Raw genomic sequence first — 21584 nt, 5'->3', positions numbered from 1 at the left:
TCGAACGCGACTCAATGCGGTGGCGGCGATTCGGTTGCCGGGAGGCGGGGGATATGAGGCGGCTTCTCAACTTCGTGTGCTTCTTCAGCCTCGTCGGCGTCTATCTGGCGCTCGGCTATGACATGCATGGGCCGACACTGCTGCTGGTGACGCTGGCGATGGTGCTGGATTCGATCTTCCGGGGGCGCGCATGAGCCACGCCGCGACCAACTGGGCGATCACGCAGCGCGGGCTGAAGCCTGCCGCCAAGATCGTGCTGTGGCACCTGGCCGACTGCCACAACCCGTCCTATGGCTGCTTTCCCTCGCAGGACTATCTGGCTGACCGGTGCGAGATGTCGCGCTCGTCGTTGAACGAGCATCTGGCGACGCTGGAATCGGCCGGGCTGATCCGCCGCGAGCAGCGGCGCGACCGGCGCACGCGGCGACAGGAGAACACGCGCTACCGCCTCGCATTCGAAGCGGATTTCGCCGCAAACCCATGTCCGGAAACCGGACACGGCTCCGGCGAAGCCGTGTCCGGAAATGGCGCCGAGCCGTGTCCGGAAAATGGCGAAAGCCGTGTCCAGAATCCGGACACTAACCCTGTAAGGGAACCAGTAAGAGAACCTCTCGGCGCGCAGGAGCGCGAGAGAGAGGGGGAAATCGAGGATCGGAGAAAGATAGAGGCGGATGGCTGGGCGCTGCTGAAGGACTGGCCGGGCTTTGCCGGCATGCCGAAGGAGCCCGCCTTTCGCGAGTGGCTGAAGCTCGACGCCGACAGCCGGGCCAATGCCAAGGCGCGCTTTGCCGACTGGCTGGCGCTGCTGAAGGCGCAGGGCAAGAGCCATGTGCCGGCGCCTTCGACCTATCTGCGGGAACGGCTGTTCGATGACGTGCCGGACGCGCCGGCGGAAGACCAGGCGGACGTTCTGCCGGCGCCGCCATGGGGACCGCACTGGGCGGCGCTGTGCCATCGGGCGCTGGTGACGGTGCCGCCGCAGGACGCGCCAGCGCCGGCTTCGGCGTTCATGCGCGATCTGCTTTCACGCGACGACGAGGCGGGCAGGGCGGAGCGGATGCGGCGGCAGGCCCACTATGGTTGGCCGATGGTCAACGCCTGGCACGAGGCGGCCGCCAACCGCAAGGCGAGCGCTATCCGCCGCGGCGACATGTGGCTCTCCACGCTGATGGAATCCGTGCCGGTCGGCACGCCGACATTCGAGGCGTGGCGGGCGGAATACCAGCGGCGCGGGTGGCCATGGATACCCGACCCTGGAGGGCAGCCGGTGGTCTACTTCCCCAAGGGTGGACCGGGCGGACTGGACGCATTCGAGGCGGCGATAACAAACGAGGCGCAGGGCGATGATGGCGGTGACAAGCAAGCAGCTGAGTGAAGCGGACCCGATCGACGTGACGCGCTGCGAGGCGAAGAGCGACAGGGTGCTGGCCAAGCTGCACATGGATGAACGGCTGCTGGCGGCGGCATCGAAGAGCGTAACGGGAGACAGGGTGTGGTTCGCCCTGCGTGCGGTGCATCGCAGCGAACTGGATCTGTGCCGGACGCTGGATGATTCGGACGTCGATGCAGTGGTGCCGGTGCGCGAGGTGCAGGGTGGTAGGCGTCTGGGATCACGTGCGAGCAGGGTTGTCCACAAGCCCGTGCTGGCAGGTCTGGTGTTCGTGAACATCGTTCCGAGCAGCGAGGCGTTCCAGGGTCTGCTGCGCGTGCGCACGGCGCAGGCGTTCATCGGCACGGGCGAGGGGCCACATCCAATCGGCAACCGCGAGATGAACAGTTTCATGGACTTGGCGCAGAAGGGCGCGTTCGACGAGCGCAATACGCCTGCTGGTTTGAAGGTGGGATCGCGGGTGCGAATCCCGGTCGGGCCGTTTGCCGACTTCCATGGCGTGCTGGAAGGATATGCGCCTGGACGGCCGGCGCGCGTGCGCACGATGCTGTTCGGGCAGGAGCTGCTCGTCGACGTGATGCTTGCGCATCTGGAAAAACTGGAGTAGCGAATTCACCCCATGGACGACCGGGGACTGCGAGGCATCTGCCTCCGAACAGCGTAGCCATCGCGACAGCGACAGAGCTCCTCCCGGCCCAGTCCTGACCGAGCGCCAAGGGCGCGACCGAGTCAGGGCCAGTGCGGAAGCGATTCCAGACCAATCATCAGGACAGTGAGGGCGGCCGGCAGCGGTCGCCTTTCGCGTATGGGTATGACCAAGATCAAGGTTGTCGGCAATCGTGTCGCTGTGGCGGACACGCGCAGGGTGAAGCTTCCACCCAAGCGTGCCGACCAGGAGCTCCTCACCGAGGAGCACAAGCGCTGGCGTCGTGAGGTGTGCACGCGCGCCGGATGGCGGTGCGAGGCGGTCGATGCTGGACAGCGATGCACGGTGCGGGCACCGGCCAGGATGTTCGCCGACCACATCGTCGAGCGCAGGGACGGCGGTGATCCGCTCGATCCGGCCAACGGGCAGTGCCTCTGTGGCTCGCATCACACGCGCAAGACGGCTGCCCAACGAGCCCGACGCATGGGCGCGACCTTCGCGCAGCGCTGAGACAGGGGGGGAGGGTCGATCCCTGGCCGCCCCGGGGTCCCCAACCGCATGGGGCAAACGGACAGATTTATTTTCCATGGCTGACGATTTTGACCTCTTCGGCAATCCGTATGAGACGGCGGCGCGTGAGCGTGGCCGTCCGGAGCATAAGCCGACTGAAGAAAGCACCATAAATATCATGGTGTTGCTGGCGTCCGGTATGACGAACAAGGAAGTCGCGGCGACGGTCGGGATCTCGGTGCCGACTTTGCGCAAGCATTATTTGCACCTGACGAAGAAGCGGCAGGTGCTTCTGAACCGGCTGCGGACGCGGCTTCGCACGGCGCAGATCCAGCAGGGCCTGGCGGGAAGTGCCGCGGCATTGGCCGGTGCGCTGCGCATGCTCGACACGGTGAGCGCGGAAGCCGTCAACGCGGACCTGAAGAACCGCGCGGCGAACCAGTCGGAGCCAGCAAAGGGCGGCTACGTGTCGAAGAAGGAACAGCGGATTGAGGGCGCGAAGGCGATCGGCGGCAAGTTCGCCGTGCCGTCAGCGCCACGCCTGGTCGCCAACAACGGCCGCGCGCTGCCCGTCGACGACGAGCACTGACGCATGCCAAAATTCTCGACGGCGTGTCTCGACTGGGAAGAACGCATCGTCGAGGGGCGCAGCCTGATCCCGTTCGATCCCTTGTTTCCCGACGAGGCGGAAGCCGCGCTCGCGGTATTCAAGTCGCTGCAGATCACCGACCTGCCACAGGTCTATGACCGCAAGCTCGAGCGCTACCGGCATCCGACCTTTGGCGAGAGCTGCGAGCCCTATGTCTTCGACCTGGTCGCCGCGATCTTTGGCGCCTATGACGCGGACAGCAACCAGCGGCTGATCGAGGAAGTCTTCCTGCTGATCAGCAAGAAAAACATCAAGTCGACGCTGGCCGCCGGCATCATGCTGACAGCGTTGATCCGCAACTGGCGTCACCATCAGGAACTGATGATCCTGGCGCCGACACAGGAGATCGCCGGCAACTCGTTCAATCCGGCCGCGGCGATGGTCGCGGCCGATCCCGAACTCGAAGTGCTTCTGCACGTCAACAAGAACACGAAGGAAATCACGCACACGCTGACGAAGGCGGTGCTGAAGGTGGTTAGCGCCGATTCGAACACCGCCGCCGGCAAGAAGGCGGCCTTCGTGCTGATCGAGGAATTGTGGCTGTTCGGCAAGCGGTCGAATGCCGCGTCGATGCTGCAGGAGGCGACCGGGGGGCTGATCTCGCGTCCGGAAGGCTTCGTGATCTACATCACGACGCAGTCGGACGAACCGCCGGCCGGCGTGTTCAAGGAAAAGCTCGACTACTTCCGCGACGTGCGCGACGGCAAGATCGACGATTCGCACTCGTTGCCGATCCTGTACGAGTTTCCCGACAGCCTGCTGGAGAGCGAGGCTTATCTCGACCCGCAAAACTGGCACGTGACGAACCCAAACATGGGCCGTTCGGTCAACGGGGAGTGGCTGGAGCGCAAGCTTACGCGGGTGCGCAGCGGGGACGACGAGGAAGGCGACACCTTCCAGAGCTTTCTTGCCAAGCACCTCAATGTCGAGATCGGCATGCGGCTGCGCAAGAATCGGTGGAACGGCGCCGAATATTGGGATGCCGCGGTGCATCCGGACATGGCAGGCCTGACGCCGTTCGATGCGCTCGACGCGCTGCTGGATCGAAGCGAGGCGGTCGTGGTCGGCATCGACGGCGGCGGCCTCGACGATCTTTTCGGGCTTTCCGTGCTTGGGCGCGAGCCGGCGGAGATCGAGATCGACGTCATCGTCAACAGCGTTCCGTCGAAGCGGCGGATGAAACGGTGGCTGGCCTGGCATCACGCCTGGTGCCACCAGGTGGTGCTGACGAAACGCAAGAAGATCGCGCCGCGGCTACGGGATTTCGCCGCTGCCGGCGACCTGACGATCGTCGAGCAGGCCCTGGAAGACATCGCATCGATCGTCGAGATCATCCGGCGGATCAAGGATGCCGGGCTGCTCGCCGCGGTCGCGGTCGATCCGGCGGGACTGGGTGAAATCGTTGACGCGCTGGCGGTGCCGGACGTCGACATCACGCAGGAAAACGGCCTGCTCAAGGGCGTCGCGCAGGGCTACGGCATGATGAATGCCATCAAGACCTGCGAGCGCCGCGTGTCGACGAACATGCTGCTGCACCATGGCGGCGCGATGATGTCGTGGTGCGTGTCGAACCTGAAGATCGAGCCCACCGCCACGGCGATCCGCGCCACCAAGCAGACGGCCGGCGACGCCAAAATCGACCCCGTGATGGCGCTGTTCGATGCGGCGACCATCATGTCGACCAATCCGGAGGCGGGCGGGCTGTCGGTCTATGACCGGTTGGCCTCGGCGACGCCTGCCGAAGAGCCGCAAATGCCCGCCATCGATGCGCGAATCCTTGCCGATCCGTCGCATCCGCAGTGGCAGGAGATGCGGGAGCGTTTCGAGCGCGAACTCGTCACCTCGGATGAGGATTTTTACTGATGATCGGACGTCTTCGATCCTACTTGCGCCGAGCGGCGACAAGCGTGGCTGCCGCCGTCGATGCGCGCGACCTGGTGCTGGCCACGGGACTTGTCCTCGCGGGCTACGGGCTGTTCGAAGTCTACCCGCCCGCCGCCTTCATCGGTCCGGGTTGCGTTTTGATCTATGTCGCCATCTTCGGCGTGAAAGTCGGGCGTGACTGATGGGTATTCTGGCGCGCCTATCGACCGAAGAGCGGTGGCCGGAGCGGTCGCGGGTTGGCAGCAACCAGCGCACGATCGCCGGCGTGCATATCACGCCCGATTCGGCGGTCACGATATCGACCGTCTGGGCGTGTCTGCGCTATCTCTCGCAGACGGTTGCGACACCGCCCTGGCGCGTGCTGCTGGCTGGTCGGCAGGGTGCACAGGTGCAGCGCAGCAATCCGGTCGACGCGCTGCTGCATATGCGGCCGTCTTCCGAGTGGTCCTCATTCCAGTTTCGCGAGACGCTGACGCATTGGGCTTTGCGCTGGGGCAACGGCTATGCCGAGATCGAGCCCGACATGATGGGGCGCGCCTATGCGATGTGGCCTATCCATCCCGATCGGGTCGAGTGCTGCCGTGCTGTCGACGCGCGTGAAGACGCCTATGGCGACATGATCGCGGCCGGCGAGCTCTATTACGAGGTGAGTGACGAGGCGAATGGAAAGACGATCCTGTCGGCGCGGCGGATGTTCCATATCCGAGGCTTCGGCGAAGGACCGGTGGGCGTCAACGTCATCGACTATGCCGCGCAGTCTCTCGGCTGGGCGCGCGCCGCGCAGATCTTTGGTGCAGCGTATTTCGGCAATGGCGCGACGCCGGCCACGGTGGTCAAGAACAAGAAGGGCCTCACGGAAGCCGGACTGGCCCGCCAGAAGAGCGAATTCGAGGCGCTCTACAAGGGGCCGTGGCGCTCGCAGAAGACGGCATTTCTCGACAATGACGCCGACATCGAGGTGATCGGCCAGAACGTCGCCGAGACGCAGCTGATCGAAGTGCATCAGCACCTCGTCGAGGAAATATGCCGCTGGTTCGGTGTCCCGCCGCACAAGGTGATGCACCTGATGCGGGCGACCTTTTCGAACATCGAGCATCAGGCGATCGAGGTTGTCGTCGACAGCATCACGCCGTGGACGAAGCGCTTCGAAGACGAGGCCGATTTCAAGCTGTTCGGGCAAAACCGCCGTGGGCTCTACACCAAGATCAACCTGAACGCGCTGATGCGCGGCGATACCAAGACCCGGATGGAATACTACAAGGGCATGACGCAGATCGGCGCTTATTCGCCGAACCGGGTGCTGGAGCTCGAGGATGAAAACACCATCGGGGAGGATGGCGACATCCACGTCATGCAGGAGCAGATGACGACGCTGAAGACGATTCGCGAGAAGACGATCGCCCCTTCGCCAGCTCCGGCGCACAAGCCAGCACCAAGCGATGAGGACGCTGACGAGGAAGCCCAGATGGCGATGCGCGTCTTCATCGAAGCCGGCGGGAAGGTATCGGAACATGTCGAAGATCCTCGCTAAGGCCGTCCGCCCCCCTCAACAGGAGCGCAAGCCCGCCAGCCCGCTGGCGCAGGTCTGGTCCGCGATGACCGACCTTTTGCGCCGGATCTCGGCTTTGGAAGCGTCTCCACCGCCCGCGCCGGCGGTCGGGATATCGGATGCGTTGATTGACCGCGAGGGCAATCTTGTTCTGACGATGTCGGACGGGTCGACGCGCAATGTCGGCCTGGTGGTCAGCAGGAGCGTCACCCGCGAAGATATCGCCGCGCAAGTGCAGGACGAAGTTGCTCGCGCCGTCGCGGCGCTGCCGCCAGCAGAGCCTGCACGGCCGCTGACGCCTGAAGACATCGCGCCGATGCTCGACGCCATGGTGGCCGAGGCCGTTGCCGCGCTGCCGGCACCATCTCCCGGAAAGGACGCGGACCCGAACGAAACCGCTGCCATGGTGCGCACGGAAGTGGCGAAGGCCGTTGCCGCGCTGCCCGCTGCCAAGGGCATTGACGGCATCGATGTCGACCGCGTCGACGACGAGACTGCGCTACTGCGCTTTACCGTCGGCGAGATCGAACACAGTTTCGAGATCGCGTTGCCGCGCGGTGCGGCAGCGCCGGCAATACAGATGGATGTTTTGCGAACGCTGGCGGGCGAGGCGGTGCAGGCTGTCATCGAAGATCATGTCAGCCGCGCGGTCGACGCACTGCCGGCTCCCAACGATGGCGTTTCGGTAATCGAGGCCATCGTCGACGGCAAGGGGCATCTGAACCTGATCCTCTCGGACGCTCGTCGCATCGATGCGGGCAAGGTGGTGCCTGTTGCGGTGCCCGGGCCGCCCGGCCGATCGGTCGCCTCCGCACGGATCGACGATGCCGGGCATCTGCTGCTGACGATGTCCGACGACGAGGCGATCGACGTCGGGTTAGCGAAGGGCGCCGACGCAGTGCCGGAGAAGGGTGATCCTGGTCGCGGAATCGCTGCGCTGCGGCGCGAAGGCGACGACCTGGTCGCCGAGCTAACCGATGGCGAAACCATCAACCTTGGCCGGATGAAGGGCGAGGATGGCAAGCCGGGCAAGCGCGGCAAGCCAGGCGAGACCATCAAGGGCGATGCCGGCGCGACGCTCGGCCTGATCAACCTTGCTCCGGCGGACCTTTCGCCGGTCGACCTGCCGCGACTTCAGATCGCGGATCTCGTTCTGAGTGACGGTTCCTCGATCCGCGTTCTCACCCTGAGCTGAAGGTGCCTGACATGACTGTGGTGAAATTTCCCAAGGGCGGAGAGCCCAAGGGGCTGCGCGTTTCCATGCGCGCGGCCGACCGCGGCGAAATACTGATCTATGGCCCGATCGGCTTTGTCGACTGGGATGGCGACGGCATCACGGCCAAGCGGTTCGCCGACGAGATCAAGAAGCTTGCGAACGCCAAGACCATCGACGTGCGGATCAACTCCGAAGGCGGTGACGTCTTCGACGGCAAGGCGATCTACACGCTGCTGGCCGGCCACAAGGCGAACATCGTCGTGCATATCGACGGCCTCGCCGCGTCCGCCGCCTCCTACATTGCAATGGCCGGCAACGAGATCAGGATCGCCGAGGGCGGCTTCGTGATGATCCACAATGCATGGAGCTTCGCGATCGGCAATGCCGACGACATGCGCCGCACGGCCGACCTGCTGGAGACCGTCAGCGACACGATCTGCGATGTCTACGTGGCGCGGACGAAAAAGACCAAGAAACAGTGCAAGGATTGGATGGCTGCCGAGACCTGGTTCACCGGCAAGGAAGCCGTCGCCAACGGTTTCGCCGACATGCTGGTCGAGAACATGCGCGTTGCCGCATCGGTAACGCGGCACCAGTTCAGAAACACGCCTGCGGTGCTGAAGCCGAAGCGCTCCGCCGCTCATGCGATGCTGGACGCGCTTCGCCGCAAATGATTGCGCGGCTTCGGCCGCGCCATAGAGAAACGCGCTGTCGGGCGAGCGCGTGAGGTCGGCCGGAAGGCTCGCCAGTCCCTTAGATGGATCGCCCTTTACCCGGCTCGTCGCAATGGCGGGCCCTTCCCTCAAAAAAGGATAGAAGCATGAGCAAGCACACTGTGCGGGCCGTCAGTGGCCTGCTCGGAGGCGTGGCTTTCCCCGTCTTCATGATGGCGAATCCCGCGGATCGCATCACTGCGCTGGAAAGCCAGCGCACCGAACTGATGGACTCGATCGAGGCGTTGCTTGCATCGGCGCCCGAAGACGACGATCTCACGGATGAACAATATGATGAGATCGACGAGAAGCGCGGCGAGGTCGAGAAAATCGACGCCCGCATCGAGACAATGAAGGCGCTTCTTCCGCAAGGTGCCGGCCGCAAGTCCAAGCCGGAGCCGAGCAATGGGGCAGGTGGCGGCGAAGGCGGCACGCAGCGTCGTGTTCCTGCAGCGGTTCGCGACAACAACCGCCATAACTTCAGCAATCTCGGTGAGTTCGCCCAGGGTGTGCGCCTGCAGGCGGGTGGAAATGGCGAGCATGAATCGGTCAAGAAGCTGCTCAATGCGGCGACGACCTACGGCAATGAAGGCACAGGCGCCGATGGTGGTTTCATGGTGCCGCCCGAGTTCTCGCGCCAGCTGTGGCAGAAGGTCGAGGCCGAAGAAAACCTGATGAATCGCTGCACCGTGCTGACGCCGAGCGGCAACAGCATGTCGATCCCGAAGGACGAGACATCGCCCTGGGGAACGGGCGGCGTTCGCGTCTACTGGGAGGCTGAAGGCGCCCAGGCAACCGCGAGCAAGGCCGCGCTCGAGCTTTCGACCATGCGCTTGCACAAGCTGTTCGCGCTGGTGCCGGCATCGGAAGAGCTGCTTGAGGATGCGACCGGTTACGAGTCCTATCTCCAGGCGATTGTCCCGGGCCGCATGTCGGCACGCATCAACACGGCGATCGTCCGCGGCACGGGCGTCGGGCAGCCGCTCGGATTCCTCAGGGCACCGTCGCTGATCTCGGTGCCGAAAGAAACATCACAGCCGGCCGACACCGTATGGATGAAGAACATCGAAAAGATGTGGTCGCGCATGTATGCGCCCTGGCGCCGCAACGCGATCTGGCTGATCAACCAGGACATCGAACCGTCGCTGGGCGGCATGGCGTTCCAGGCGACCGGCGCGGCATCCGACCTGCCCGGCACGTCGGCGGTTCCAGCCTATATGCCAGCCAATGGCCTTTCCGCGTCGCCGTATGCAACGCTCAAGGGTCGCCCGGTCGTCCCGGTCGAGGCGGCGAGCGCTGTCGGTGACCAGGGCGATATCAGCCTGGTGGACTTCAACCAGTACTGGGTGCTTCGCAAGGCGGCCGGTCTGCGCACCGATACGTCGATGCACCTCTACTTCGACCAGGCGCTGACGGCCTTCCGGTTCATCTTCCGGATCAACGGCCAGCCGATGTGGTCGACGGCAGTGGACCGCGAGAACGGCAGCAACACCCTGTCGTGGTGCGTCACGCTCGACGCGCGCTGATGTGATTGCGGGGCGCAGGCCGCCCCGCCTTCATCCCTATTCATCGGCGCGCGAGCGCCCGGCTCACCCATCGGCGCTGAGAGCGCCCGGAGAACGAACATGAACCAGCATATTCTCGAAAAGATCGACATCGTGCCGGCGGTCGTGCCGATCGCGCTTACCACGGCCCGCACGGGCGATGTGATCTCCATGAAGAACCACGGTCGCTGTGCCGTCGTCATCTTCAAGGACGCCGGCACGAACGGTGACGACATCACCGTCACCGTCAACCAGTGCACCTCGGTCGCGGCGTCGAACGCCAAGGCACTCGACTTCACCCGTGTCGACCTGAAGCAAGGCACGCTGACGGATGTGGGCACCTGGACCACGGTCACCCAGGATGCCAACGAGGAGTACACGAATGCCGACCTCGGCGGCCAGCAGGCGCTGATCGTCATCGACATCAAGGGCGAGGATCTCGACGTCGCGAACGGCTACGACTGCGTTCGCGTCTCGATCTCCGACGCGGGCACCAACGCCCAGCTCGGCTGCGCGCTCTATCTGCTGCACGAGCCGCGCTACGTGAAGCCGGGCGGCGTCTCCGCGATCGCGGACTGATCGCGTTGATCCTCTAGCTGGTCCCGGTCGATGCGCCGGGACCGTTTTCCCGTGGAGATGAAAATGCAGATCACCTTCAAAGTAGACCACAGGCCTGACGGCCAATCGCCCGATCGCCCGTCCTACAAGGCCGGCAAGACCTATGACTTCACCGACCCTGTCGGGCTCACTTATGCGCGCAAATATGTCGCGCAGGGGCTCGCCTTCGAAGAAAGCGCTTCCGCTCACGTCGTCGCGGCTGTCGATGATATTGAGGCCGCCCCCGTCGATGATGCTGCCGCGCTTGAAGCGGCGCTGCGCGGCGAGCTCAAGGCGCTGACGAACGCGCAGCTTCACGATCGTGCCAAGCTGGAAAAGATTGCCGTCGAGAGCAACGACACCAAGCCCGTGCTGGTCGACAAGATCGTCGCCGGCATCCAGGCCAAAGCCGCGGCGGCGGAAACGGAAGCCGCCACCGCATGAACATGATGGCCGCGCCGCCCATGGCTTCGGTTCGCGGCTCCGGGGCCCTGGCGCGGCTGCTGGAGTATCGGGACGTGCACCGCGTGCTCGATGTCGGATCCGGCGCGGGCGAGCACGCCGCAATCATGCGGCGTCGCGGTCTTCATGTGGTGACCGTGTCGTACGAGCCGCCGGCCGATCATGTTTGCGACTATGTCGGCAACCGCGAGATCGGCGGCGGATTCGACGCGATATGGGCAAGTCACGTGCTGGAGCACCAGCCGAACGTCAACCTCTTCCTTCGCCAGTGCTTTCGCGACCTGCGCCCGGATGGTGTGCTCGCCGTGACGGTGCCGCCGATGAAGGACAATGTCGTCGGCGGACACCTCACCGTCTGGAACGCCGGCATCCTGCTCTACAACCTGATCATCGCCGGTTTCGATTGCCGCGACGCGCGTGTGTCGCCGCTGTATTCGAGCGGTCCGGGCTATCCGCCCTACAATATCAGCGTAATCGTCCGGAAGCGCTCGGCCGACTTGCCGCCACTGCGGTTCGATAGCGGCGACATCGAGCGGTTGGCCGCGTACTTTCCATGCCCGGTGCAGCAAGGTTTCGATGGCCGCATGGAGGCGATCGATTGGTAAAGGATCGGGCCCATGAGTACTGGGTGCCGGAGCCGCTGTTTGCGGGCGAAACGGTCGTTTGTGTTGCATCAGGTCCGAGCCTTGACGCGGAAACCTGCGCGCGGATCCGTACCGCGGCTTCAGCTGGACGATGCCGCTCGATCGCGGTGAACTCCTCATGGCGCCTCGCGCCGTTCGCCGATGTGCTCTACTTCACCGATTCCGGCTGGTACCTCGCCAATCGCGAGACGGTGAAAACGTGGCCGGGGCTCGTCGTGAGCATGTCGCCGACTGCCAAGCGCGAACTGCCCGACGTCGTGAGGCGCGTGAAGGCGATCGGCGACCCAAGCTTTCCGCCGCGCCATGGCGGCGTTGCACGCTTTCCGGCGCCTGGCTCGCCGGAGATCCAGCAGGGCCGTAACAGTGGCAACACCGCCGTAGGACTTGCGATCGCCATGGGCGCGGCACGGGTGGTGCTGGTCGGATATGACTGCCGGATCGTCGGAGGGAAAGAGCATTTCCACGTCGACGAGGCCATCTACCAGGGCAAGCGCGACCTCGGGCTCTATGACAACGAATTCCGCCATGCCTTCAGGGGCTGGCACGAGGCGGCCTGCAACTCCGGCGTCGAAATCCTCAACTGCACGCCAGGCTCGGCGATCGACGCGTTTCCCTTTGCCGACCTGGACGAGGAACTGGCATGCACCGCACCTTGACGATCACCACGCCGGCCAACGACCCGCAGTTGCTGACGATCGAGGAGATGCGGGCAGCTGCGGGCGTGGCCGATGCATCGCAGGATGCGACGCTGACGGCCATGGGATTGCAGATCGCCGCCGACATTGCCGTGGAGTGCAACATCGCCATCGGCGGCGGATCCGTTCCGACGCTCCGGCGTGAAACCGTGACCGAAGTGCTGCGCGGCGTGAGGCGCGACCAGTTCGCGCTGCGGCGGCGGCATGACATCGACGTTTCTTCACTGGTCGAGGATGGCGTCACCCTGACCGAGGGTGTCGATTTTCTCGTCGATAGTGAAAGCGGCATCGTGGAGCGGCTGGAGTGCGACAGGCCGGTGCCATGGTGCGCCGAGAAGGTGACGATCGTCTATGTGGCTGGTTTTGATGCCGTGCCGAGCGACCTGCGGCATGCCGCGACCGAATTCTTCCGGGCCTCGCTGCTGGCCAGTCAGCGTGACCCGCTGGTGAAGGGAACGGAGACGGAGATTCCCGGGCTCCACAGGCGGCGCACCGATTACTGGGTGGGCTCGGTCCCCGGGCAGTCGAATGAAGGCGCCGTACCGGACGCGATCGATGGGAAACTGAAGCGCTTCCGCAATGGAGTGGTGGGCTGACATGAGCAACAATGGCGTTTTCAACCTCGGCGACGCGGCGATCACTGTCGCCGCAACGGATCTCGTGATCACGACCGGCTCTTCCGCCGCGGGCGCGGCGCAGGCGATGATCGACCGGCTCGACGGCATGCAGGGCGTCTCATTGCAGGCGAGCTTCGTGTATGGCTCGGGCGGTACGTCTGTTGCGGCCGTGATGCAGACGTCCCTCGACCAGGGTGCATCGTGGATCGATGTCTGCCGATTCGACTTCACGACGGCAAATGCCAAGAAAGTGGCGAATGTGTCCGCGAGCGCGGCGGCAGCGCCGGCGGCAGTTGCGGCGCTGGGCGCCGAAGGCAAGCTCGACGGTGTTCTCGGTGATCGTCTGCGGTGCAAGGTGACGTCGGTCGGCACCTATGGCGGCAACACCACGATCAGCATCCGGGCCGCAGTGCGATGACACCCGAGCAGATCAAGGCCGACTATCGGCGGTCAATGGACGCGGTCGGCGAGATCGTGACGATCCGGCGCTATACCGGCAATGGGCCGAACCGTCCGCGCTTCGATGCTGATGTGCGGGCGCGCGTGGTCGATTATGAGCCGGACGAGCTCGTCGGGCCGATCGTGCAGGGCGACCGCAAGCTGATCGTGCTGGCCGAGGACCTGATCGCCGCGCAGGTGCCGCTGGATCTGCGCAAGGGCGACAAGGTGGTGGTGCGGGGCAGGGAACTCAACATCGAGGCACCGGACGACAACACGCGGCGGGTGGCCGGCGTGCTGATCGCCTATGAACTGCAAGTGAGAGGCTGACATGAAACGCAAGGTGATCGAGGCTTTCGACTATGCCGCCGACGGCATCCATGTGAACCGGCTGAAGGCCGGCAGGTCATACCCCTTCCCTGCTGCGGACGCGGCACGTTTCGAGGCGGAAGGGAAGCTCGAGCCGCTTTCGCTGGTGACGGAGGATGGCGAGCCTGTCGCGCGCGATGAAGATGAAGCGGTCATCGGCGCGCCGCTGGATCTGAGCGAGGCGGAGCGCGCCGCGCTGCCGGCACTCGATCCACTGCCGAAGTCTGGGCCGGTGAAGATCGCCCGCGGGCGGGCCAAGCGCGCGGCACCGAAGCGCACATGACGACGACGACGCAGGCGCGGCAGGCCGTGCGGGCTCGGATCGAGGGCGGCAATGTCGCCTTCCAGGGTTCGCCCGTGCCGCTGCGCTGGCAAAACGAGGATGGCGGGCCGCTGCCGGAAACGCCGGCACCCTTCGTCTATACGGCGTTTCTCGTCGAGGGCGGCATGATCGCCGGCTATGGCGGCGGGCGCGGTGCCAATCTGCACCGCAACAGCGCGATCGTCGAAAGCTACGTCTTCGTGCCGAAGAGCTGGGGGCTCGACGATGCTGAGGCGATCGCCGAACAGATTGCAGCGCTCCTGCGCTCTCATCGGGACGAACACATCTCGTGTTTCGAGGCGACGGTGATACCCGGCGGCGACGGCGCGATGCTGACGCCGCCGGGTCTAACCTCGGAAGTCGGTCAATATTTCTGGGCCGCCTGTGAAGTGAGCCTGCATTTCGACCAGACCGGTTGAATCGCCCCTGTGCGCCTTGGGCAAGCGCATTTTCCAAACCTGATGGAGAAAGACCATGCCTCTTGCCGAGGGCGTCTCTGCACGCATCACCTACAAGTTCTACACCGATCCGACCATCACGCCTGGCGTCGAGCCTGTGGCGGCTACCGACCCTGGCGCGTCCGATGCGCAGGTGCTGCGCCGTGTCTCCTCCTCGCTGTCTCTGTCGAAGGATACCTACCAGTCGGGCGAGATCCGGACCGACCGGCAGATCGCCGACTTCCGGCATGGCACAAAGCGCGTGCAGGGCGGCATCAATGGCGAGCTGTCGCCGCTGACCTATGCGGATTTCTTCGAGGCGGTCTGCCGCGGGACGTGGTCATCGGCCGTGGTTGCCGGCGACGAAACCGATTACACGACCTGCGCGGCCGACAATGCGACGTCGAAATTCACTTTCACCGGCGGTGACCCCGTCAGCGAGGGCTTTCGCGTCGGCATGGTGATCCGTTTCACGGGGCTTTCGGAAGCGGCGAACAACGGCCGCAACTTCGTCATCCTCGGTTTCGGCGGCACCAGCAACCGCGAGCTCACCGTCTACCCAGCGCCGACGACGCATACCGCCGACAGTGAATTCGAGATCACGACCGTCGGACGGCAGCTCATCGTGCCGTCGAGCGGGCATGTCAGCCGCAAGGTCGCCATCGAGATCTACAACGAAGATGTCGACGTGGCGCGGCTGTTTACCGAATGCCGCGTCGGCGGCTTCAACGTGCAGCTTCCCGCCACCGGCATGTCGACCGTCGACTTCACGATGATGGGTCGCAACATGCAGGTGCTGGAAGACAGCGCCGCGCCGTTCTTCACCTCTCCGACGGCCGTGACCACGACGGGCATCCTCGCCGCGGTGAACGGGCTGTTGCGCATCGGGGGGAACACAGTCGCCGTGGTGACGGGCACCAACATCCAGATGGAATTGTCGCCGTCGGGCGAGGCGGTCGTGGGTTCCGACCTGGTGCCGGAAATCTTCCTTGGACGTGCCAATGTGACCGGGCAGATGACGGCGTTTTTCGAGAACCCGGATCTCATCGACGCCTTCATCGACGAAGACGAAATCGAGGTGCTGTTCTTCCTGACCGCGTCGAATGCGGCGGCCGCGCAGGCGATGACGATCTACCTGCCGCGCATCAAGCTGGGTGGCGCCGACCTTCCGACCCAGGGCGAGGCGGGGCAATCGATCACGCTGCCGTTCCAGGCGCTGAAGATGGAAGCGTCGACGCCCGGGATCGAGAACACCACGATCCAGATCTTCGACACCCAGGTCACCTAAGCCCATCCGTCCCGACAGGCGGGCAGAGATCCGGTCCGGGGGGCTCTCGGGCTGGATGTTCGCGAACAGGCGGGCGGCATGTCGGTGCCGTCCGCCACCCTTCCGACAGAGGAAAACCAACATGACCAGCAAATTCGGCGGCCTGGCCGCCAAAGTTTCCGATACGTATCGCGTCGAGATCATCGACCCGATCAGCGACGCCATCCTTTCCGACAAGCATGGCAATCCAGCCTATATCGATGTCCTGTCAATGGACAGCGACGCCGCGCGCGCCTTCGACACTGACGCCCGCAAGCGCGCCTTCAGGGCCGCCCGAAAGAGCCGTACCGGGATGCCGGACGACATCGACCAGCGCGAGGAAAACCAGCAGAAGCTGGCCAAGCTGACGAAGGGTTGGCACCTCGTCGATCCCACAACGTGTGAAGTGCTCGACGTCGAATGCACGCCGGCAAACGCGCTCGAGCTCTACAGTGAACCCGGCATGAGCTGGCTGTTCGTGCAGGTGTTCGCCGAGGCATCGAACGCGGGAAACTTCATGACGCGTGGGTCGAAGAGCTCATCGCCTACGCAGAGCACGAGTTCCGAAACGCCCGCAAGCTGAGCGACGGGGCGAGCGTCGCCGAACACAACGAGGCAGCCGAGCGCATCCGCGCCGGCCTGCCGGGCAAGAAGCGCAAGCGGGTCGAGGCTGAAGCGTCCGGTCCGCCGTTTCCCGTGCTTCTGGCGCATGTGTGGGCGTGGTTCGTCGAGATCCATTCCGGGGCGCCGGGTGGCGGATTTGGTCCGCCGATGATCGGTTGGCGCGACTTGCAGGCCTGGCGTGACATGACCAGCGAGGCAATCGAGCCATGGGAAGCGCGGCTGATCGTGCGGCTGTCGAACCTGCAGGCGCGCATCGCGTCGGAAGAGGCGAAGGCGAAACCCGCGCCAAAACCCGCAAAGCGAGGTCGGTGACATGAAGGTCAAGATCGAGCCGCTGGACCAGTGGGTCTCGGTGACGGTATCCGAGATGCTGTCGCCGGAGGCGCGATCAAAAGCCGTCGCCGACTTCGCGCGCGCTGCCCTGGCGGATGCGCGGGAAAGCAACCGGAAGGCGCTTGGCACAGAGACGCCCTACGACCAGTTTGTCGATGGCCGGCCCGGCGCGCCGCTCGACAGCGTCAATCCGGATCGCGGCCTGATCGTTTTTGAATTCGAGCTGGTCGGCGATGTGCTGCGGTGGATTCTTGCTGCGCTGATCGAGCGTTCCCCGAAGCGTTCGGGCGATTATATCGCTGGGCACCGGCTGTTCGCTGACGGGCGTGAAATCGCCTTGGGCGGCGAGATGCCGGTGGCGGAAGAATACTCCTTCACCAATATGGTGCCTTACAGCCGCCGGCTGGAGATCGGCAAGACACAGTCCGGCCGTGACTTTCTGGTCTCCGTCCCGAACCGGATCTACCAGCGCACTGCGAAGGACGCTCGGGCGCGGTTCGGCAACGTGGCGAAGATCGGGTTCACCTTTCGCGGCATCGTTGACGGCATGCAGGTGAACCCGGGTCTGGCGGCGCCCGTGTTGAAGCGCCGGAACCGCGCCGGGCGCTTTTTACCTTCCGGCGGCAGCCGTGCGCACAACGTTTCCAAGGTGCGTTTTCCAACCATCACCGTGAATCTGGGCTGACGCGCAATGGCAACCATGCAGGACGTGAAGCGCCGGCTGACGATCGAGGCCACAACGCGCGGGGTCAAGGAAGCCGCGCAGGATGCGCGCGCGCTCGCTGGCAGCATGGACGGCGTCGCGGTGGCCGCGCAGCGCCAAGAGCGCGCGACCCAGAGTGCGGAATCGCGGTTGAATTCAATCCAACGGCGCTACGATGCCGCTTGGCGCTCGCAGCAGCAGATGGTGCGCATCGAACGGGATCTGATGACAGCGCAGGCGCAGGGCATCGTCAGCCAGCAGCGTCGTCTCGAGCTGCTCTCCATGGCGGCTGAGCGACACGGGCTCGCGACGGCGGCCATCAACCGGGAAACGGCTGCGATCGACCAGCAGACCATCGCCGTAAACCGCCTCGCAGCGGCAAACGACAATGAGAGCCGTTTCCGTCGCCGAAACCTGATGTATCAGGCGTTCGATATCGGTCAGACCGCCGCCTTGGGCATGAATCCGGCGATGATTGCCATGCAGCAGGGCCCGCAGATCGCCCAACTCTATGCGGGGCAGGGGGGCGTCAACGCGGCCCTGAAGGACACAGCGCAACTTCTCGGCGGCGTGGCGACGCGTTTCGGACCAATTGCCGTTGCCGCCGGCGTCGCCGCACTGGCGGTGAAGGGTATCCAGACCGAAATCAACGCCACATCCGACGTCATGGTGTCGTTCGGTGATGTCGCCTGGGCGATTCCGCAACTGATCGGTTCGGCGATCTACGATCTTCTGCAGCCGGCAATCCAGGCGATCGCGCCATGGTTCATGGCGGCATGGGACGCCATAATTCAGGCAACGCGCGATCTCGGCAACTTCATCATCCGGGACCTGACGGGCACGTTCCACGTGATCCGCGCAGCGGTTGATTCTCTGGCTCCGGCCTTCACCGCTGCAGGCGAGGCCGCGGCAAACGGCTTCATCACCGCCATCAACTGGATGGTCGAGAAGGCCGTCGCCGGCATCAACATCGTCATTGCAGCGATGAACGACATGATCGAATTCATGGGAGGCGACGCCATCGGCGAGCAGCTCGGCTTCGACATGACGATCGGCGAGATCGAGGCGCCAACTCTTGGCAAGCTGGATCTCGGCGGCGAACAGGCCGTGCGCGACCTCAACACACGCTGGACCGAACTGCAGGAGACCCTTGCCGAGATTGGCGAGACGGACTTCATGGGGCGGATCTTCGGCGCGATCCAGCAACAGGCGATCGCGAACGCCACGAAGCGGATCGAGGAGAATGAAGAGGCGCTTGCCGAACTGAAACGCGAGATGGAAGGCTTCCTCTCGCTTGCCGATCGCCTGGCGGAAGAAATGTTCCCAGGCAACGCGGCGGCGGCGGAGGCGGCCGAGCTGCTCGACCTGATGAGCCGGTTTGGCGACGAGCTGACGGATATCCAGCGCATTGCGGTCGAGGCGCGCATCGAAGAGATGTTCATGGCGTCGGCACTCGGCGTTCGCGAACTGACGGAGGAGACGAATAGGGCCGGCAAAAGCCTGACCAAGGCGATGGACCCGGTGAAGAACTTCTTCGACGGTCTGCTCGACGTGCTTTCTTCGAGCGGAGACGCATTCGACAAGCTGATTTCACTTGCTGCGCAGATGGGCAAGCAGTTTGCCCAGATGGGTCTTGATCGCCTCTGGGAGGCCATGACCGGCGTCGGGCAGGGTAAAGGCACATCCGGCAGGGGTAGCGCTTCGGCCTGGCCGGACATGGCTGGGGGCGGGCGTGGGTTCGCAATGGAGCAGGCTTCGGCATCTCGCGTTGAAGCATCTATTGATCGTATGGCAACAACAATGTCGGTCGCCAGTGACGACCTGGCTGGCAATATCGGCCGTGCCGCCAATTTGCTCGGCACGTCAGCTCACGATCTGGCCACGGTGATTTCGTTTGAAACAGGCGGCACGTTCGATCCAGACATCCGCGGCGGTGCTGGCAATCGCCATATTGGTCTGATCCAGTTCGGGCCGGAGGAGCAGCGCAAATACGGTGCCGCCATCGGCCAGACCCTCACCGCGCAGATGGATGCCGTGGTCCGCTACCTTCAGGACCGCGGCTTCAAGCCCGGCATGACCGGCGCAGAACTTTACGCCACCATCAACACCGGCTCGCCTGGCACCGGCAACCGATCGGATGCCGCCAACGGCGGGACGTGGGGTAGCGCGAACGACAAGTGGAACTACCAGATGGACGGCCACCGCGCGAATGCGGATCGTATTCTCGGGCCTCAGGAGATGCGCGGCGCGGTGAAGGGTGGCCTGGTCGATTTCAGTCAGCAGCAGCCGGCCGCCAACGTAGCGACAGCATCCAACGCCGGCGGCGGTGGCTGGCAAGACTTGCTTGGCGGCAACATGAAGGGCCTCATGGCAGGCGTCGGGGCGTTTGCTGGCGGCATGCAGTCGGGCGACCCGATCGGCGGGGCCATCTCTGGCGGCCTCGGAATGCTCGGTGCGGGTTTTGGCGCTGTCGGCATCATCGGCGGCGCTGTGCTTGGCCTGATCGGCGGCCTCATCGGCAGGGCCCGGCAGAAGAAGGAGGAGTTGAAGAAGGCGCAGCAGGAACTCGAGCAGCAGATGGGAGCGATCACGGAACTGATCGCGACTGCGACCGGCAACTTCATGGGGACGTTCGAGAAGACCGTCATGTCGACGGCCGACGAGTTCTCCAAGGCCATCGCCATGGCAAACAAGGCGAAGAACCAGGAGCTGGTCGACGAGCTGACGGCCGCCCAGGACGAGTTCTTCGACCGGATGACCGATCGCTGGGAGCGCGGTTTCGAAGGCATGATCGCGTCGATGGAGGCCGGCCTTGGCCTAGACAGCGAGTTCATGTCCGGCATGGATGCTGTCGAGAAGATGCGCGAGAGCCTCGTCGGCTTCATCAACGATGCGCGGCTGTTTGCGGATGCGGAGGGTGACCTCGCCTCGGTGATCAAGAACCGCAAGGATCGGTTCAACGCCGGCGACGAGGAAGAGATTTACCGCTTCGCTGCCGAGTACAATCCCGGCTCGAACGATGCCGGCGCGCTGGTGATCCAGAACGATATTCTGGAAGGCTACAAGGCGCTAGGCGACCAGATCGCCGACCTTGGGGTGCAGGCCTACACCAAGACCGGCGGCATGCTCTATGACAGCCTCGATGCGCTGCGCACGGCGGCGGAAGCGGCCGGCCTCGCGATCGACGAGATGGGCGTGGTGACGGAAGCCGCCGTCGACCCGAATGCCAATCTGGCGGATAACATCGAGAAGGCACAGAAGGCGGCACAGGCCACTGCATTGGCGATGCTGTCTGGCGCCGAAGAATTCACCGCGATGGAGGAAGCCGAACAGAAACTGCGCGGCACCCGGGCAAATATGCTCACGCTGCTCACCGACCTCGGCATGACGACGGAAGAGGCGTCGCAGGCCATTTCCGACCACTTCAACATCGCCATGGCCAAGCTGCGCGATGCCTACCGTGACGAACTCAATTCCTCGATCAATGATCTGTCGGGCTTCGGATTCATCAACGAAATCGTCAGTGCGATGGACCGCTATGACGAGCGGCTGAAGGATTCGGCGGTGCTCGGCCTCGATGGCGGGCTTGCGCTGCGCGAACTGAACCTCGCCCTGGCCGACATCGTCGAGACATCCGACCTGACGCAAGAGCAGATCGATATGCTGGCCGCTGCCTGGCCGGCAATGGCTGGCCTGATCGAGACGGTTGCGGGCAAGGATGCGATGCAGCTCGTGCAGGATGCGGAAGCGGCCCTGCGCTCTGCCTATGAGGAACAGCGCCGCGAGATCGAGGCGACGATCAGCCGGCTGGAGAACTTCACCGACCGGATCAAGGAATTCCGCGACGAGATGCGGCTTTCCGCTTCCTCGCCGCTCGGGCAGCGCGACCAGATGGAAGAAGCGCTCAAGCAGTTCCGCGAGACAGCTGCCCTTGCG

The 21584-nt window shown here is 64.4% G+C and carries 25 protein-coding genes; all 25 read left to right on the top strand.

Going from position 1 to position 21584, the window contains the following annotated elements; translation table 11 throughout:
• Window positions 1–53 precede the first annotated feature (53 nt).
• A complete protein-coding gene (locus tag AAFN84_RS07020; protein ID WP_347513845.1) occupies window positions 54–194 on the top strand; it encodes a hypothetical protein in 141 nt (46 codons plus the stop codon).
• Window positions 191–1375 carry a helix-turn-helix domain-containing protein gene (locus tag AAFN84_RS07015; protein WP_347513844.1) on the top strand — a complete coding sequence of 395 codons (1185 nt, stop codon included), beginning with the start codon at window positions 191–193 and terminating at the stop codon, window positions 1373–1375. The genes AAFN84_RS07020 and AAFN84_RS07015 overlap by 4 nt, the downstream gene beginning before the upstream one ends.
• Complete coding sequence (locus tag AAFN84_RS07010; protein WP_347513843.1) at window positions 1344–1997, top strand: transcription termination/antitermination NusG family protein; 654 nt, start codon at window positions 1344–1346, stop codon at window positions 1995–1997. The genes AAFN84_RS07015 and AAFN84_RS07010 overlap by 32 nt, the downstream gene beginning before the upstream one ends.
• Before the next feature lie 204 nt (window positions 1998–2201).
• The gene (locus AAFN84_RS07005; RefSeq protein ID WP_347513842.1) at window positions 2202–2546 is read left to right on the top strand and encodes an HNH endonuclease signature motif containing protein; all 345 of its coding nucleotides are present in this window, start codon (window positions 2202–2204) and stop codon (window positions 2544–2546) included.
• Between the two features lie 76 nt (window positions 2547–2622).
• Window positions 2623–3135 (top strand): hypothetical protein, encoded by a 513-nt coding sequence (locus AAFN84_RS07000; protein WP_347513841.1) that lies wholly within the window; start codon window positions 2623–2625, stop codon window positions 3133–3135.
• 3 nt (window positions 3136–3138) lie between these two features.
• Entirely contained in the window at window positions 3139–5058 is a 1920-nt protein-coding gene (locus tag AAFN84_RS06995; RefSeq protein ID WP_347513840.1) for a terminase large subunit, read from the top strand.
• Complete coding sequence (locus AAFN84_RS06990; RefSeq protein WP_347513839.1) at window positions 5058–5261, top strand: hypothetical protein; 204 nt, start codon at window positions 5058–5060, stop codon at window positions 5259–5261. The genes AAFN84_RS06995 and AAFN84_RS06990 overlap by 1 nt, the downstream gene beginning before the upstream one ends.
• A complete protein-coding gene (locus AAFN84_RS06985; protein WP_347513838.1) occupies window positions 5261–6610 on the top strand; it encodes a phage portal protein in 1350 nt (449 codons plus the stop codon). Before AAFN84_RS06990 ends, AAFN84_RS06985 begins: the two co-directional genes overlap by 1 nt.
• A complete protein-coding gene (locus AAFN84_RS06980; protein WP_347513837.1) occupies window positions 6591–7823 on the top strand; it encodes a hypothetical protein in 1233 nt (410 codons plus the stop codon). Before AAFN84_RS06985 ends, AAFN84_RS06980 begins: the two co-directional genes overlap by 20 nt.
• 11 nt (window positions 7824–7834) lie before the next feature.
• Window positions 7835–8518, top strand: coding sequence for a head maturation protease, ClpP-related (locus tag AAFN84_RS06975; RefSeq protein ID WP_347513836.1), 684 nt, complete (start codon window positions 7835–7837; stop codon window positions 8516–8518).
• 146 nt (window positions 8519–8664) lie between these two features.
• A complete protein-coding gene (locus AAFN84_RS06970; protein ID WP_347513835.1) occupies window positions 8665–10083 on the top strand; it encodes a phage major capsid protein in 1419 nt (472 codons plus the stop codon).
• Window positions 10084–10182: 99 nt separating this feature from the next.
• Entirely contained in the window at window positions 10183–10680 is a 498-nt protein-coding gene (locus AAFN84_RS06965) for a hypothetical protein (RefSeq protein ID WP_347513834.1), read from the top strand.
• Window positions 10681–10743: 63 nt separating this feature from the next.
• Entirely contained in the window at window positions 10744–11142 is a 399-nt protein-coding gene (locus AAFN84_RS06960) for a hypothetical protein (protein WP_347513833.1), read from the top strand.
• Entirely contained in the window at window positions 11139–11765 is a 627-nt protein-coding gene (locus AAFN84_RS06955) for a class I SAM-dependent methyltransferase (protein ID WP_347513832.1), read from the top strand. Before AAFN84_RS06960 ends, AAFN84_RS06955 begins: the two co-directional genes overlap by 4 nt.
• The gene (locus AAFN84_RS06950) at window positions 11759–12460 is read left to right on the top strand and encodes a hypothetical protein (protein ID WP_347513831.1); all 702 of its coding nucleotides are present in this window, start codon (window positions 11759–11761) and stop codon (window positions 12458–12460) included. Before AAFN84_RS06955 ends, AAFN84_RS06950 begins: the two co-directional genes overlap by 7 nt.
• Complete coding sequence (locus AAFN84_RS06945) at window positions 12445–13095, top strand: hypothetical protein (RefSeq protein ID WP_347513830.1); 651 nt, start codon at window positions 12445–12447, stop codon at window positions 13093–13095. The genes AAFN84_RS06950 and AAFN84_RS06945 overlap by 16 nt, the downstream gene beginning before the upstream one ends.
• 1 nt (window position 13096) lies before the next feature.
• The gene (locus AAFN84_RS06940) at window positions 13097–13534 is read left to right on the top strand and encodes a hypothetical protein (RefSeq protein WP_347513829.1); all 438 of its coding nucleotides are present in this window, start codon (window positions 13097–13099) and stop codon (window positions 13532–13534) included.
• Window positions 13531–13884, top strand: coding sequence for a hypothetical protein (locus AAFN84_RS06935; protein WP_347513828.1), 354 nt, complete (start codon window positions 13531–13533; stop codon window positions 13882–13884). Before AAFN84_RS06940 ends, AAFN84_RS06935 begins: the two co-directional genes overlap by 4 nt.
• A gap of 1 nt (window position 13885) precedes the next feature.
• Window positions 13886–14206 carry a hypothetical protein gene (locus AAFN84_RS06930; protein ID WP_347513827.1) on the top strand — a complete coding sequence of 107 codons (321 nt, stop codon included), beginning with the start codon at window positions 13886–13888 and terminating at the stop codon, window positions 14204–14206.
• The gene (locus AAFN84_RS06925) at window positions 14203–14664 is read left to right on the top strand and encodes a hypothetical protein (protein ID WP_347513826.1); all 462 of its coding nucleotides are present in this window, start codon (window positions 14203–14205) and stop codon (window positions 14662–14664) included. The genes AAFN84_RS06930 and AAFN84_RS06925 overlap by 4 nt, the downstream gene beginning before the upstream one ends.
• A 55-nt stretch (window positions 14665–14719) precedes the next feature.
• The gene (locus AAFN84_RS06920) at window positions 14720–15970 is read left to right on the top strand and encodes a phage tail tube protein (protein ID WP_347513825.1); all 1251 of its coding nucleotides are present in this window, start codon (window positions 14720–14722) and stop codon (window positions 15968–15970) included.
• Window positions 15971–16091: 121 nt separating this feature from the next.
• Complete coding sequence (locus AAFN84_RS06915) at window positions 16092–16571, top strand: hypothetical protein (protein ID WP_347513824.1); 480 nt, start codon at window positions 16092–16094, stop codon at window positions 16569–16571.
• Window positions 16572–16759: 188 nt separating this feature from the next.
• Window positions 16760–16924 carry a hypothetical protein gene (locus tag AAFN84_RS06910; RefSeq protein WP_347513823.1) on the top strand — a complete coding sequence of 55 codons (165 nt, stop codon included), beginning with the start codon at window positions 16760–16762 and terminating at the stop codon, window positions 16922–16924.
• Window position 16925: 1 nt separating this feature from the next.
• Window positions 16926–17630: a hypothetical protein gene (locus AAFN84_RS06905; RefSeq protein ID WP_347513822.1), complete on the top strand. Its 705-nt coding sequence runs from the start codon at window positions 16926–16928 to the stop codon at window positions 17628–17630.
• A 6-nt stretch (window positions 17631–17636) separates the two neighbouring features.
• On the top strand, window positions 17637–21584 hold a 3948-nt coding region (locus AAFN84_RS06900; RefSeq protein ID WP_347513821.1), incomplete at its 3' end, for a phage tail length tape measure family protein.

It is taken from the genome of Mesorhizobium sp. CAU 1741 (assembly GCF_039839275.1).
GTDB lineage: Bacteria > Pseudomonadota > Alphaproteobacteria > Rhizobiales > Rhizobiaceae > Aerobium.
The sequence above is the reverse complement of the archived record's forward strand: the minus strand, read 5'-3'. Positions and strand labels throughout refer to the sequence as shown.

Excerpts from the sequence above, each read along its gene's own strand:
- AAFN84_RS06960 (WP_347513833.1), top strand. The coding sequence starts at position 10,744 with ATGCAGATCACCTTCAAAGTAGACCACAGGCCTGACGGCCAATCGCCC.
- AAFN84_RS06970 (WP_347513835.1), top strand. The coding sequence starts at position 8,665 with ATGAGCAAGCACACTGTGCGGGCCGTCAGTGGCCTGCTCGGAGGCGTG.
- AAFN84_RS06965 (WP_347513834.1), top strand. The coding sequence starts at position 10,183 with ATGAACCAGCATATTCTCGAAAAGATCGACATCGTGCCGGCGGTCGTG.
- AAFN84_RS06930 (WP_347513827.1), top strand. The coding sequence starts at position 13,886 with ATGAAACGCAAGGTGATCGAGGCTTTCGACTATGCCGCCGACGGCATC.
- AAFN84_RS07005 (WP_347513842.1), top strand. The coding sequence starts at position 2,202 with ATGACCAAGATCAAGGTTGTCGGCAATCGTGTCGCTGTGGCGGACACG.
- AAFN84_RS06955 (WP_347513832.1), top strand. The coding sequence starts at position 11,139 with ATGAACATGATGGCCGCGCCGCCCATGGCTTCGGTTCGCGGCTCCGGG.
- AAFN84_RS06990 (WP_347513839.1), top strand. The coding sequence starts at position 5,058 with ATGATCGGACGTCTTCGATCCTACTTGCGCCGAGCGGCGACAAGCGTG.
- AAFN84_RS06920 (WP_347513825.1), top strand. The coding sequence starts at position 14,720 with ATGCCTCTTGCCGAGGGCGTCTCTGCACGCATCACCTACAAGTTCTAC.
- AAFN84_RS06915 (WP_347513824.1), top strand. The coding sequence starts at position 16,092 with ATGACCAGCAAATTCGGCGGCCTGGCCGCCAAAGTTTCCGATACGTAT.
- AAFN84_RS06910 (WP_347513823.1), top strand. The coding sequence starts at position 16,760 with ATGATCGGTTGGCGCGACTTGCAGGCCTGGCGTGACATGACCAGCGAG.
- AAFN84_RS07010 (WP_347513843.1), top strand. The coding sequence starts at position 1,344 with ATGATGGCGGTGACAAGCAAGCAGCTGAGTGAAGCGGACCCGATCGAC.
- AAFN84_RS06985 (WP_347513838.1), top strand. The coding sequence starts at position 5,261 with ATGGGTATTCTGGCGCGCCTATCGACCGAAGAGCGGTGGCCGGAGCGG.
- AAFN84_RS06935 (WP_347513828.1), top strand. The coding sequence starts at position 13,531 with ATGACACCCGAGCAGATCAAGGCCGACTATCGGCGGTCAATGGACGCG.
- AAFN84_RS06975 (WP_347513836.1), top strand. The coding sequence starts at position 7,835 with ATGACTGTGGTGAAATTTCCCAAGGGCGGAGAGCCCAAGGGGCTGCGC.
- AAFN84_RS07020 (WP_347513845.1), top strand. The coding sequence starts at position 54 with ATGAGGCGGCTTCTCAACTTCGTGTGCTTCTTCAGCCTCGTCGGCGTC.
- AAFN84_RS07015 (WP_347513844.1), top strand. The coding sequence starts at position 191 with ATGAGCCACGCCGCGACCAACTGGGCGATCACGCAGCGCGGGCTGAAG.
- AAFN84_RS06925 (WP_347513826.1), top strand. The coding sequence starts at position 14,203 with ATGACGACGACGACGCAGGCGCGGCAGGCCGTGCGGGCTCGGATCGAG.
- AAFN84_RS07000 (WP_347513841.1), top strand. The coding sequence starts at position 2,623 with ATGGCTGACGATTTTGACCTCTTCGGCAATCCGTATGAGACGGCGGCG.
- AAFN84_RS06980 (WP_347513837.1), top strand. The coding sequence starts at position 6,591 with ATGTCGAAGATCCTCGCTAAGGCCGTCCGCCCCCCTCAACAGGAGCGC.
- AAFN84_RS06905 (WP_347513822.1), top strand. The coding sequence starts at position 16,926 with ATGAAGGTCAAGATCGAGCCGCTGGACCAGTGGGTCTCGGTGACGGTA.
- AAFN84_RS06995 (WP_347513840.1), top strand. The coding sequence starts at position 3,139 with ATGCCAAAATTCTCGACGGCGTGTCTCGACTGGGAAGAACGCATCGTC.
- AAFN84_RS06940 (WP_347513829.1), top strand. The coding sequence starts at position 13,097 with ATGAGCAACAATGGCGTTTTCAACCTCGGCGACGCGGCGATCACTGTC.
- AAFN84_RS06945 (WP_347513830.1), top strand. The coding sequence starts at position 12,445 with ATGCACCGCACCTTGACGATCACCACGCCGGCCAACGACCCGCAGTTG.